The sequence below is a fragment of the Psychroserpens sp. AS72 genome (assembly GCF_038900375.1).
GTDB lineage: Bacteria > Bacteroidota > Bacteroidia > Flavobacteriales > Flavobacteriaceae > Psychroserpens.
In genome coordinates this window covers 101,582-115,192 of record NZ_JBBMRC010000008.1, presented here as the reverse complement: position 1 = coordinate 115,192, position 13,611 = coordinate 101,582, and the positions used below count along the sequence as shown (strand labels likewise).

11 protein-coding genes are annotated in these 13,611 nt (G+C 32.7%); 4 read left to right on the top strand and 7 right to left on the bottom strand.

Going from position 1 to position 13,611, the window contains the following annotated elements:
• Positions 1-48: 48 nt before the first annotated feature.
• Positions 49-1,497 carry a T9SS type A sorting domain-containing protein gene (locus WNY78_RS14280; protein ID WP_342873889.1) on the bottom strand — a complete coding sequence of 483 codons (1,449 nt, stop codon included), beginning with the start codon at positions 1,495-1,497 and terminating at the stop codon, positions 49-51.
• Between the two features lie 78 nt (positions 1,498-1,575).
• On the bottom strand, positions 1,576-2,973 hold the full coding sequence (gene fumC / locus WNY78_RS14275) for a class II fumarate hydratase (RefSeq protein WP_342873888.1): 1,398 nt from the start codon (positions 2,971-2,973) through the stop codon (positions 1,576-1,578).
• Between the two features lie 206 nt (positions 2,974-3,179).
• Between fumC and WNY78_RS14270 the strand changes: the two genes are divergently transcribed.
• From WNY78_RS14270 to WNY78_RS14260, 3 genes are all read left to right on the top strand, one after another.
• Positions 3,180-4,550 (top strand): metallophosphoesterase, encoded by a 1,371-nt coding sequence (locus tag WNY78_RS14270; protein WP_342873887.1) that lies wholly within the window; start codon positions 3,180-3,182, stop codon positions 4,548-4,550.
• A 26-nt stretch (positions 4,551-4,576) separates the two neighbouring features.
• Complete coding sequence (locus WNY78_RS14265) at positions 4,577-5,050, top strand: hypothetical protein (RefSeq protein ID WP_342873886.1); 474 nt, start codon at positions 4,577-4,579, stop codon at positions 5,048-5,050.
• Positions 5,051-5,269: 219 nt separating this feature from the next.
• The gene (locus WNY78_RS14260) at positions 5,270-5,452 is read left to right on the top strand and encodes a hypothetical protein (RefSeq protein WP_342873885.1); all 183 of its coding nucleotides are present in this window, start codon (positions 5,270-5,272) and stop codon (positions 5,450-5,452) included.
• Positions 5,453-5,775: 323 nt separating this feature from the next.
• Here WNY78_RS14260 and WNY78_RS14255 read toward each other — a convergent pair whose 3' ends face one another.
• From WNY78_RS14255 to WNY78_RS14235, 5 genes are all read right to left on the bottom strand, one after another.
• Positions 5,776-8,199 (bottom strand): TonB-dependent receptor, encoded by a 2,424-nt coding sequence (locus WNY78_RS14255; protein ID WP_342873884.1) that lies wholly within the window; start codon positions 8,197-8,199, stop codon positions 5,776-5,778.
• 159 nt (positions 8,200-8,358) lie between these two features.
• Positions 8,359-8,784 (bottom strand): hypothetical protein, encoded by a 426-nt coding sequence (locus WNY78_RS14250; protein WP_342873883.1) that lies wholly within the window; start codon positions 8,782-8,784, stop codon positions 8,359-8,361.
• Positions 8,785-8,848: 64 nt separating this feature from the next.
• The gene (gene arsC / locus WNY78_RS14245; protein ID WP_342873882.1) at positions 8,849-9,193 is read right to left on the bottom strand and encodes an arsenate reductase (glutaredoxin); all 345 of its coding nucleotides are present in this window, start codon (positions 9,191-9,193) and stop codon (positions 8,849-8,851) included.
• A gap of 13 nt (positions 9,194-9,206) precedes the next feature.
• A protein-coding gene (gene prfB, locus WNY78_RS14240) for a peptide chain release factor 2 (RefSeq protein ID WP_342873881.1) occupies positions 9,207-10,317 on the bottom strand; the annotation gives its coding sequence in 2 pieces (ribosomal slippage) (positions 9,207-10,253 and positions 10,255-10,317; 1,110 coding nt in all).
• Between the two features lie 64 nt (positions 10,318-10,381).
• A complete protein-coding gene (locus WNY78_RS14235; RefSeq protein ID WP_342873880.1) occupies positions 10,382-11,119 on the bottom strand; it encodes a hypothetical protein in 738 nt (245 codons plus the stop codon).
• A gap of 68 nt (positions 11,120-11,187) precedes the next feature.
• Between WNY78_RS14235 and WNY78_RS14230 the strand changes: the two genes are divergently transcribed.
• Entirely contained in the window at positions 11,188-13,605 is a 2,418-nt protein-coding gene (locus WNY78_RS14230) for a zinc-dependent metalloprotease (RefSeq protein WP_342873879.1), read from the top strand.
• Positions 13,606-13,611 lie beyond the last annotated feature (6 nt).

The following is a 13,611-nucleotide window of genomic DNA, read 5'->3' as shown; positions in this document are numbered from 1 at the left end:
GCAAGTAAATAAAAATTCACTTGCTTGTTTTATAGTAAGAATGAATCTTTATTGTTTTACAAACTTGTGAGTTGTATTTGTATTTTCAAATTTAATGATATATAGTCCACTGTTTAAAGCAGAAATATCTAAACTTCCGTTTTGTTCTATTGAAGTATTAAGGACAGATTTACCTAAGATATCAAAAACCTCAAGGTTTAAAGTTTCCGAAGAAATACCTTTAAAATTTAAAACATTTTTTGTTGGATTAGGGAAGATGCTCAACGATTCTAAATTATAATCATTTGTACTTAAAACAATGTTGTTGTTAGAGAAATAGTTAAGGTCATCTTGGTTATAAGCGCAACTTGCAATATCTAAATCACCATCTCCATCATAATCTGCAACATCATAAACGAACGCTTGGCTAGATGTATCGTCAATTACTTGTTCAGCACCATAAGTTCCACCATTGTTTTTATACCAAACGAGATCATAACCAGCACCAGATGAACCACTACTTAAAATAATATCTTTAAGACTGTCACCATCTAGATCAACATGTTGCGCAACAGATGGATTTACAATTGAAGTTACAAAAGGAGTTTCTGTATAACTAAGTATAACTCCAAATTCATCAACTTCATCAACTTCATACCAATAAAAATTACCTGTTGGTCCACTACCATAAGAAACCTCTGTCGCCAAAATATCTAAATTAGCGTCGCCATCTAAATCTTCAAAAGTAGCATTAAAAACTCCATTTTTACCTGTTGCTACTGATGTAGCATCTTTGGTAAACGCAACACTACCACCAGGAAATAAATCATTTCTAAAAATTTCTATGACATCACCACTATATACTGCAGTAGCAATTATAGCATCTAAATCACCATCTCCATCAATATCTTTCATATTTATAACACCTGGAGCAGCTAATGTATTATCTATAATATTAGCACTACCAAAATTTCCAAATCCATCACCAGAGAACCAAATAACTTGATTATCGACAGATGACGTCACAGCAATATCAATATTACTATCTGCATCAATATTACCTACGAATGAACCACTTAATCCATCATAAGCATCTGTAATTAATTGCTCAGTTACAAAATTTCCTGCACCATCGTTCGCAAACCATACAAGTTTACTATTGTTACCATAGGTAGAAGTAGCATAACTCCCAAAACCACTAGCAAGGAGATCTAAACTACCATCACCATTAAGATCTACAAGTTTAACAGCACCAACATTTATAAGTGAATTAACAATTGCTGTTTGTTTTATAAAAGTGCCATCACCATTACCTTTATACCAAACAATAATATGATCTACGTCGGTACCAATAATGATATCTAAAATACTATCACCATCAATTAAACCTGTTGCAATCGTATAGGGATTATTACCAGTGTTTGAGTCAATAGTAACTTTTGGTTCAAAAGTTGTTTGAGCGTACATCATTGTACAAGCTCCAAATAAAGTTAATAAGCTAAGTAATTTTAGTTTCATAGTAATTATTTTAAATGCTAATATATGTAAAAAACACTAACAAATTAGCGTTTTATCGAATTTTAATGCGTTTAATCGTTATTTTATAGTGCCAACCATATTTTCTGGTTTTACCCATTCGTCATAATCTTCTGCAGTGACGTAGCCAAGATTTATAGCTTCTACTTTTAGAGTTGTTCCGTTTTTATGTGCCGTATTTGCTATTTCCGCAGCCTTATAATATCCAATTTTTGTATTTAGTGCAGTCACTAACATTAAAGAGTTGTTGAGTAGTTGTTTAATAACTTCGTGGTTTGGTTCAATACCTGCAGCACAATGCTCTTCAAAACTTACACAAGCATCACCAAGCAATTGCGCACTTTGTAACACATTTGCAGCCATCATTGGTTTAAATACATTAAGTTCATAATGACCTTGCGTGCCACCAACTGTCACAGCAACATCGTTACCCATAACTTGAGCACACACCATTGTTAAGGCTTCACATTGTGTTGGATTTACTTTTCCTGGCATAATAGAACTTCCAGGTTCGTTAGCAGGAATTGTAATTTCTCCAATCCCACTTCTAGGACCAGAAGCCATCATTCTAATATCATTTGCAATTTTATTAAGCGAAACTGCTAGTTGTTTTAAAGCACCATGCGTTTCTACTAAAGCATCGTGAGCAGCAAGTGCTTCAAATTTATTATCTGCGGTAATGAATGGTAAGTCGGTAAATTTTGCAATATATTCGGCCACCAATTCACTATAACCATCAGGAGTATTTAGACCTGTACCAACTGCAGTTCCTCCAAGTGCTAATTCACTTAAATGCGGAAGCGTATTTTCAAGGGCTTTCAATCCGTGATCTAATTGTGACACGTAACCCGAAAATTCTTGACCTAAAGTTAAAGGTGTCGCATCCATTAAATGTGTACGACCAATTTTTACTACCTCTTTAAAAGCGATTGATTTTTCGTGTAATGTATTTCTTAATTGAATCACACCAGAGATGGTGTTTTCTGCAATCTTTTTATAAATAGCAATATGCATTCCTGTAGGGAACGTATCATTAGACGATTGTGATTTGTTCACATCATCATTTGGCTGTATCGTTTTCTCACCTTCACCAATCACTTTACCAGCAATTTGATGTGCTCTATTCGCAATTACTTCATTAACGTTCATATTACTTTGCGTCCCAGAACCAGTTTGCCAAATCACCAACGGAAACTGATCATCATGCTTTCCTTCTAAAATTTCATCACAAACTTGTGCTATCAAATCACGTTTTTCACTAGACAAAACACCTAATTCACAGTTGGTATAAGCAGCAGCTTTTTTAAGATATGCAAAGCCGTACACAATTTCTAAAGGCATTGATGCGACTGGACCAATTTTAAAGTTGTTACGAGAACGTTCTGTTTGCGCTCCCCAAAGTTTATCTGCAGGCACATTTACGTTACCCATTGTGTCTTTTTCTATTCTATATTCCATAATTGCTTGTGTTTTTTTAGGTGCTGTAAAGTTATGGATTTTGATTGTTTTTTTTGATGGATTTTTGGGTTTATTACTTCGGAAATTGGAACCTATAATTTTTTGTCTATTTCATTGACTTGTAATTAAAAATCAGGTATATCTACGCTAAAATTTTATCACAGCAACTAGTATTTTGTGAACTATTAATCAACACAATGTAACTCATGAAATTCAAACTTGTTATAATCGTTATTTTTTTATTGGCATTATTTTTAAACTGTAAAGACAATAAAACTGATGTGATAATACACTCATTTGATCAAGAGATTGTCATAGACACAATGAAGACAAAAAGTTCAATAAGCTCATTTTTAGCATTGTCTGATGTGCATTTAAATAGTGATGCAGGTAATGTGACATTTGGAAGAGGTAATGATACAGGAGATTCACTTTGGGCTAGAACAAAATTAAAACTAGAAGCTGTCATAAAAGCAGAACAACCAAAATTTATGGTGTACTTGGGTGATTTACCGCATCATTGTGATACTAGTCGTGTAAAAAATGTAACACTCATGCTAGAACATTTACGTTCGCTTAATATAAATATTCCGTTGTTGTACTTGCCAGGTAATAATGATTCGTTAGGTGGAGATTATGCGTCTTTTCAAAATAGAGATAGTGTTACTCCATTTTCCACAGATAAAAATAAATTTGATCCTTGGCCAATATTACACGAGTCTAAAGGGAAGATCAAAATATCTGATACAGATTTCAGAAGTAAATTTGGATATTATGCTACAGATCTAGCTATTGGTACTGATACTTTGAAAATTATAGCACTAAATACGGTCATATTCACAAAAAGTTACTATGTAAGTCAGGATGGTGTAACCCAACAAGCAGCTGCTGAAAAGCAATTTCATTGGCTAGAGAAAACGTTAGATAGTATTAAAACTAATAAACCTATTTTGATGATGATGCATATTCCACCAGGAATTGATAATTATGCAGTTTTTGATAAAAACAAAAAAGGTTGTAATAATGTACCTGGACCTATGTGGAATCCCTATTTAAAAGTCACCAACTTAAATGGAGATTTATTAACACTTCAAAATGCATTTTTGAATTTAGTTGAAGGTAAGAAAGCTCAAATCAAAGGCATATTAACAAGTCATACACATTTTGATGGGATTAGACGTTTGTACTCAAGCAAATCCGTGCAAAATGATAGTTTAATTGCGATAAGTATGTCTACACCAGGTATTACGATTGGTCATGGTAATAATCCTGGATTTAAAATGTATACATATAATGATGTTACTTATGATATTTTAGATTTTGAAACATATTATGCAGTACCAACTGTAAATGATTTTGGTACATTTAAGTTTAAAGGGAATTTATCTTATACGTTTAAAGAGACTTATAAAGTTTTAGATTCTACGCAGTCTATTTATGAAAGCGTAGCAAACATGAGTGATGCAGATTTGAAAACTCATATGAGTAAAATTCTAGCTGTAAAAAGTGTTAAAACACCAAGTATAATAAGCTGTTATAAGTTTGATACTGTCATGAATGTAGTGCGCCAAAAGTAAATAAGGAAGTGTTTAAATAATAAAGCATGAATTTAAAAAGTGATATTAAAAACCACATCATTAGTTTTCTCAATGAGATAGGAATTGACGTGATCAAAGCAAATTTAGGTGATAACACCTTTTTACCAGGTTTACAACTCCAAGGGCAAACCATACTCGTAGATGAAGAAAAGCTAAAATATCCAGGAGACTTATTACATGAAGCTGGTCATATAGCAGTGACAGAAAAACAGCTGAGACCATTAATTGGTACAAATAAAATAGGAGAGGATTGGCCAGGTTTAGGTGATGAGATTGTGGCTATATTATGGTCGTATGCGGCATTAGATCATTTAAAATTAGACCCAAAAGTAGTGTTTCATTCAGAAGGTTATAAAAATGCCTCACCTTGGTTTATAGAACAATTTACGAGTGGAGTATATATGGGATTGCCACTTTTAGAATGGATGGGAGTTTGTGATACTGAAACGTTTCCTAAGATGAAGCGATGGTTACGTTGATGGTTTTAAAACATCAAAAATATCAAGAGATTATTCATAAACTATTTAAAGATATAGTAATAAATGAATAAAGAATTTTAAAAGTACTGTGTTAATAGTATTTGGAACAGTAAAAAAGAAGCTACCAAAATTTCTTAACAACCCTGTTAATAAAACTCAAATTTACTATTGCAAAACAAATCCCTTTATTATATCTTTGCGATAACAAAAAATAAGAACATGTTTGATTTTGACCAATATTTAGGATTTTTAGCTTTTTTAAGCATATTAACTTTAGGATTCTGGTTGATGATATTTCTCATCACATTTGTAATTCCTTATTGGATTGGTGGATCGCTTATTGAGCGATTAAATGAAATTAAAGAAGAAAAGAAAGCTAAGCGTGAAGCTGCCACTCATTAAGTAGTCGTTTTACTTTTATATAGATATTAAAAAAGGAAACCAATTTGGTTTCCTTTTTTTTTGTCTTATTCTTTTTTATTCCCCTTCTCTTTAAGGAGGATTCGATTCGCTCTCATAAAAGAGATTGAATACGAGGTGGTTAGATTGTTTTATTAATGATTACTTAAATATTATTACCCTTCCGACTTTGATTTCTTAGCTGAAATCAAATCCACCTTCCCTTGAAAAAAGGGAAGGAATTTTAATTATGTTTTCTAAAGGCAATTAAAGCACATAAGAGTAAGCACTGAATACTGCGACTGCAAACTGCCAACTGAAAAAAACTACCCTTCAAAATCAAAATTATCTCCTGCAGAATCTCCTCGTTCTCGTTGGTTCTTTTTCTGTTGATTAAATCTATAAGTGAATGAGACATTAAAACTACGTTGTCTCCATTGAAACTCGCTATCATTAATAAAAGTATCAGTTGTAGCTGTGGATTGTCGTTTTCTAGTATTAAAGACATCACTTACGTTAAATGCAATAGAGGCTCTGTCTTTCCATAAATCTTTACTAAACGCTAAATCTGTTGATAGAATTCCTTTTTGTGTGCTTTGAGCATCTTCTCTAGGTCCACGATAGAATATTCGAGTTTGCCAATCTATCTCTCCTGGTAAGGTATATTTATTGTTAATTCTTGCAAACCAACTAAAGTTTTCATTTCCAAAATCTGTGCCTTCATATATTCCAACGGTTTTTGATTTGAATAAGTTGATGTTTCCGTTAAGGTTCCATTTTTTTGATGGTCTGTAAGTTAGAGTGAATTCAAATCCGTAACGATCATCAGTAGCTAAATTAATTGGAGAACGTCTAATAATTGGTACTTCTGTTCCGCCAACTACCGTTGTTTCTCCAGTGTCAAGTGTTACAAATGTAAAGACATCTGTAGCTTGTTGGTAATAAATAGAAGAGTTAAGAGTTATTTTTCCGAAGCGATTCAAATACCCAAAATCAAATGAATTTGAGTAACTAGGATCTAAATCTGGATTTCCTTGAAAGATGTTAGTTGCGCTACTTCTAGAAGGAAACGGGTTAATATAACGAGAACGAGGACGTCTAATTCTACGATTATATCCTAAGGTTAAATTTTGTTTTTCAGAAATTTCATAACCTAAATTTACAGTAGGGAAGAGTCCTGTGTAATTTTTACGTTGCAAATCGTTTGTGGTAATTTGATTTATAGTCACACGAGATTGCTCCATACGAAGTCCTAATAAATACGAGAATTTATCTTTTACTTTACTGCCAAACTGTGTGTATAATGCATTTACATATTGACGGAAAATAAGATTGTTACTCACATCATTGTCTATAACAAAATCGCCATTTTCATTAAATTCTAAAACGTAATCTGTATCTGTTTCTTCATAGTTTCCTCTGAAACCAAATTCAAAATTACTTTTTTCTCCAATAGGTTTAGTATAGTCTAATTGTAAGAGAATTTCATCTTGATTTTCTATGGTTTTAACTCGCTCTGCTGCATTTCCATCTTGAGCAATGATAGATTTTTCTTCTTCACCATTATCTTCATATTGAAAATCTATGGTTAAACGATGCTGACTATTACCATTAAATTGTTTGTCAAAATTAACAGCATATTGTCTAGTAGCATCCGTTTCTTCTTCTGGATCTAAACGTATAGACTCAGTGATAAGGTTGCTATTGCTATCAAACTCTTGGATGGTATTTGTGTTGTTATTATTTTGGTCACTATCTCTATACACAAACGAAGTCACTACCGAAGTCGTTTCATTGATATACCATTCTACACCAAGATTGGTATTAAAGCCTTTGCTTTGTCTGTCAAATTCTCTTGATTCTTTAAAAAAGGTACTAGGATCATCACCATTAAAATATTCGGTATTTGTAGTTGCATTACCTGGAGATTCTCTATAACTATATCCAGAAGTATTAAAGAAATTGAAATCTCCAGTTCTATAATTTATATTTCCAGAAACACCTGCTTGTGTTGGGTCTCCAGCATTTAAAGTTACAGCTCCATTAAGTCCTTGTAGTTTGCTACGACGTAAAATAATATTTAGAATTCCTGCTGTACCTTCAGCATCATAACGAGCAGAGGGTGAAGTGATGACTTCTACACGCTCAATAGATTCTGCAGGTAATTGTCTAAGTGCATCTGTAGAATTTAAACCTACTAATCCAGAAGGTTTACCATTAATAAGGATGGTAACATTTTCGTTTCCACGAAGGGCAACATTACCTTCAACATCTACAGAAACCGATGGCACATTATCTAAAACGTCACTCACAGTACCACCTCTAACAGTTAAATCACTACCGACATTATATATCTTTTTATCTAATTTTATTTCTACTGTTGTCTTTTCTGCAATAACTTCTACAGCATCTAAAGCTTCTAGATTAAGAGACAATGAAACAGTACCTAAATTAATATCTTTAGTAAGTGATTTATTCTCGTAAGATTTGGTTTTGTATGAAAGATATTCAACCTTAACATCATAAACACCTGGTGCGACTTCTATTTTAAATTCGCCTTTAGCATCTGTGATACCTCCAGTAATAATCTTATTTTCTTTTTTACTGAAAAGTGAAATTGTTGCATATTCTAATGGATAATTCCCATCTATATCTAGTACAGTACCAGAAACAATGATTTCACTTTGAGCGAAACTAAATGCAAAGGTTAAAAATGATAATAGTAGTAAATAAGTAGTTTTGTGTAACATTCTCAAGCAGTTAAGGTTTGTATGATTATTAATCCACAAATTTAGAACTACTAGATATATTGACTGGTTAATGTTTTGTTAAACAAAAAAGCATAGTGTGTTAAATAAAATAGAAATTTAAACTTCTAAATTGAAAGTATAGTTTATTGAAAAAAAGGATTAAGATTTATTTTTCTTTTTACGTTTTTTTTCTTTCTTTTTCTTCTTTTTTTCTTCGCTACGATCCCATTTGCCTTTTAAAGCATCCATGATTTTAGACATTTGCTCTTCAGTAATCATGGCTTTTAGATCTCTAAAATGGCTATCATCTAGATTTTGAACATACGTTTTTCTTTCAAAATCTCGTAGACCAGCAATCATATTAATTTTTTGTAATTCTGTGAAATAGGATTCCATTTGTTGCTTGATGATTTCCTTTTGAAAGTCATCAACTTTTAAAGTTCCAACAAACTCACTGATGTATTCTTTCTTTTTCTTTTCCATCTCAGCTTCATATTTGAGTTTGTCTTTTTCTGCCTTAGCTTGAGAAAAACCGTTACTCATAAATATTACTGAGCAAAAAATTGAGATAAGTACTGTTTTCATTTTGTAATAATTAAATAGAAGTGCTTTAAATTTTTAACATTGTATCAAATGTAATAGGTTTGAATCACTTCAAAATGTCTAATATGTTTTGTGACGGACGACCAATAACAGCCTTCTTTCCATTAATAACGATAGGACGCTCTATTAATTTAGGATGCGTAACCATAGCTTTTATAATTTGAGCATCTGTTAATGGTTTTCCTTTAAAATCAGACTTCCAAATCGCCTCATTTTTTCTAACGAGTTCAATGGGTTTGATTTTTAGAAGAGCAATGATGTTTTTCAATTCTTCTTCGGAAATTGGCTCATCCAGATATTTTATCACTTCAAAATCTTTGCCAGAATTTTCTAAAACGTTTAAACCTTCTCTAGATTTACTGCATCTTGGGTTGTGAAGTATTGTAATCATTGTCTGTTTTTAATTATAATTCGTTAGGGTTTTCTTCTTTTTGACCCATCATCATTAAATATGCTTTTAAAAATGGTTCAATATCACCATCCATAACCGCATCTACATTTCCAGTTTCATGAGCAGAACGCACATCTTTTACTAATTTGTATGGATGCATGACATAATTTCTAATCTGGCTTCCCCATTCAATTTTCATCTTGCCAGCTTCAATATCATCACGTTGGGCTAATTGCTTTTGTAATTCTATTTCATAAAGCTGAGATTTTAGCATTTGCATAGCACGAGATCTGTTATCGTGTTGCGAACGTGTTTCAGAGCATGAAATCTGAATTCCTGATGGTTTGTGAGTTAACTGCACTTTGGTTTCTACCTTGTTAACATTTTGTCCACCAGCACCACTTGAACGTGCTGTTGTAATTTCTATATCGGCAGGATTAATATCAATTTCAATAGTATCATCTACTAGAGGATACACATATACCGAAGCAAAACTTGTATGACGTTTAGCATTACTATCAAAAGGAGAAATTCTTACCAAACGATGTACACCATTTTCTCCTTTAAGCCATCCAAAAGCATAATCACCTTCTATTTCTAAAGTTACGGTTTTTATACCAGCAACATCACCACCTTGATAGTTGAGCTCTTTTATTTTAAATCCGCTTTTTTCAGCATACATCAAATACATACGCATCAGCATGTTTGCCCAATCACAAGATTCTGTTCCACCAGCACCTGCAGTAATTTGTAGCACAGCACTTAGTGAATCTCCTTCTTCAGATAACATGTTTTTGAACTCTAATTTTTCTATAAGGAGTAAAGCTTTGTCGTAACGGTCTTGAACGTTTTCTGCAGGAGCCTCATCTTCTTTAAAGAATTCATAAATAACTTCTAAGTCTTCTATAAGTGTTTTAGATGTATTGTAATCTTCAACCCAAGCCTTTTTAGTTCTAATAGATTTCATGACTAATTCAGCCTCTTTTGAGTTATTCCAAAAATTTGGGTCAAAAGTTTGTTCTTCTTCGTTAGAAATTTCTATTAATTTGGCATCAATGTCAAAGGTAGTGCCTAAGTTTATCGAGGCGTGTATTGAGATCTTTTATTTGATCTGATGTTATCATTATGAGTAATTTTTGGTAAAATTAATATTTAAATTGTTCAGAAAAAATTAAAACCTAATTATGTTTAAATTGATGGTGTAGATGTTAATTGTGAGTAGTCTTTTTGAATTTCTGAAGGAAGCGGAATAAAAGACACAGTACGTTTAAAGAAAAACCATTTTTCTTGCCTAACAATATAAGGCACAAAACCAATGCGATAAAAGCCTTTAAGGCTACCAATATTACGATCTTTAACAAAAGCTATTGCTCTTTTGAGATGTTTGTATTGCTCTTGTTTTAAAATTTGATACATAGCATTTGGCATAATACGCATTCCTCTATAATCAACATGCGTGAAAACACCTTCAATTATGGCTTCATTTTCTTTTAATTTGGGAAAAATTGGTCCAAAATACTTTAGAATTTCATCATTTTGTTCATGTTTAAAAAGCCATTGTCTATATACTGTAGAATTATCAATAGTAGTTGCTACATAACAATTTGGGATTTTAGCTTCTACCAAACGTGCATGCCTATGTTCTTCTTTAAGTGAGTTAATATCTGAGTCTTCAAAGGGTCTTATAACCATATCAAGCATTGATTCATAACTATTAAGCTGTTCAGGTATCACCTCTAGACCAATGAAATTTGTTGTAGAAAATAGTCGTGTTGAAATAGCCTCAAAAATAGGTTTTAGACGACCATTTATGATAAGGGTGAAAATTATTTTTATTCTGTTTATTAGGGCTTTCAGTATAATTTGATAATTGATATAGAAACAAACCAAAATTTGCAACCATAAGTTTAACAATAATTTAGACACAAATTATTTTATGAAGTCACAATTACTATTAGGCTAAAAATAACTAAATTTAAACCTTAAACACAACAATGAGACACTATATCCTTAGCTTAATCACGTTTTTCTTAATCCTAAATGGTTTTTCACAAAAATTAGACACAAAACAATTAAAAGATTATGATGGCTTTTTTAATTTCCATTATGAAGAGTCTACAGATAAAATCTATCTAGAGGTCAGTGATTTAAACAAAGAGTTTCTATATGTAAATTCTTTAGCAACAGGAGTCGGCTCAAATGATATTGGGTTAGATAGAGGACAAATAGGTCGAGAACGAATAGTGAAATTTGAAAAAGCAGGAAATAAATTATTACTCATTCAGCCTAATTTGAATTATAGAGCAATTACAGATAATGAATTGGAGAAAAAAAGTATAGAACAAGCCTTTGCAAAATCGGTGCTTTATGGGTTTAAAATTGAAGAACATAATAATGGGACATACTTTATAGACCTCACACCTTTTTTATTGCAAGATGCAAATAATGTTGAAAGTAGATTAAAAGGAGAGGGTTCATACAGACTAGATTTAAGCAAAAGTGCTTTGTCCTTAGAACGGACTAAAGCATTCCCAAAAAATGTAGAATTTGAAGCCTTATTAACGTTTAAAGGCGACCCAAAAGGTAGAAACATTAGAAGTGTGACACCAACAGCATCTTTAGTTAGTGTAATACAACATCATAGTTTTATTGAACTACCAGATGACAACTTTAAAATGCGAGAATTTGACGTGCGTAGTGGAGCAATTTCTTTATCTTATTTAGATTATGCAACTCCAATACAAGAACAAATTAGAAAGCGCTATATCATTCGTCATCGGTTAGAAAAAAAGAAGCCAAATGGTAATTTATTGAATCCAAGTGAAGCCGTTGAGCCTATCATCTATTATTTAGACCCAGGAACACCAGAACCAGTACGTTCTGCTTTGCTCGAAGGTGCCAATTGGTGGAATGACGCTTTTGAAGCCATCGGTTATAAAAATGCATTTCAAGTTAAAATGTTACCAGATGATGCAGATCCTATGGATTGTCGCTACAATGTGATTCAATGGGTTCATCGCTCAACACGAGGTTGGAGTTATGGTGCAAGTGTTATAGATCCAAGAACTGGCGAAATTATTAAAGGACATGTGAGTTTAGGGAGTTTACGTATTCGTCAAGATTTCATGATTGCACAAGCCTTGATGAACAAACCGTTTGCTGAGCGCGATGATAATTATCAGCCAATGTTAGAGATGGCTTTGGCAAGAATTAGACAGTTGAGCGCACATGAAGTTGGACACACAATTGGGTTTACACATAATTTTGTTGCGAGCGCAAATGGTAGAGCTTCGGTTATGGATTATCCGCATCCTACAATTTCTATTAACGACGGAAATATCAACTTTTCAAACGCTTATGCTGTTGGAATAGGAGCTTGGGATAAGGTAACTGTAGCGTATTCGTATTCAGAATTTAACGACAACCTAAGAGAAAAAGATAATTTAAAAACAATTCTTGAAGCTGCAGAACGTGAAGGTTTAAAATTTATTTCAGATTCTGATGCTAGAGCGCAAGGTGGCGCACATGCCTTTGCACATCTTTGGGATAATGGTAAAAGTGCTTCCGAAGAGTTAGAAAATGTACTAAAAGTAAGAGCACAAGCGATTTCAAATTTTTCTGCGGATAATATTCGTGAAGGTGAACCGTATTCAGTTTTAGAAGATGTGTTTGTGCCACTTTATTTTTTCCATCGTTTTCAAGTAGAAGCAGCAACTAAAGTTGTTGGCGGATTGGATTATAACTACGCAGTCAAAGGAGATGGTCAAATGATTGTAGAACCAGTTGATGTCAACATTCAAAAAGAGACTTTAATTCAAATTTTAAATACAATTTCTGCTGAAGCGTTAGCCATTCCGAAGAACACATTAAAACTCTTTCCTCCACGAGCTTATACATATTATAGATCGCGAGAATCATTTAAAGGAAAAACAGGAGTTGCGTTTGATCCCATGAGTGCAGCAGCCACAGCAAGTGATATGACGTTGAAGTTGTTGTTACATCCAGAACGTGCTAATAGAATGATTCAGCAAAAAAGTTTAGATGATAAGCAGTTAGGTTTTGATGAAATGTTGAAACAAATTTTAGATGCTTCCTTCGGAAAAACATATAATGATGCTTATAAAGATGAAATTCAGCAATTAATAAATGAACGTGTGTTATTGCATCTCATGAATTTAGCAATAAGTGATACATCCTTTTTTCAAGTGAAAGCAAAAGCAAATGATGCTATAAATTCACTTTTTAGAGATTATCTTGCAGATAAAAAGAAACCATCGCTTTATGCGTCACAATTTTCACTTCTCATAAAAGAATTTAGAGAAGATCCAGAAGAATTTAAAATAGAAAACGCTCCAAAAATACCTGATGGTTCACCAATAGGTAGTGATTTTTGCAATTATAATGAGAATTAAAGCCTA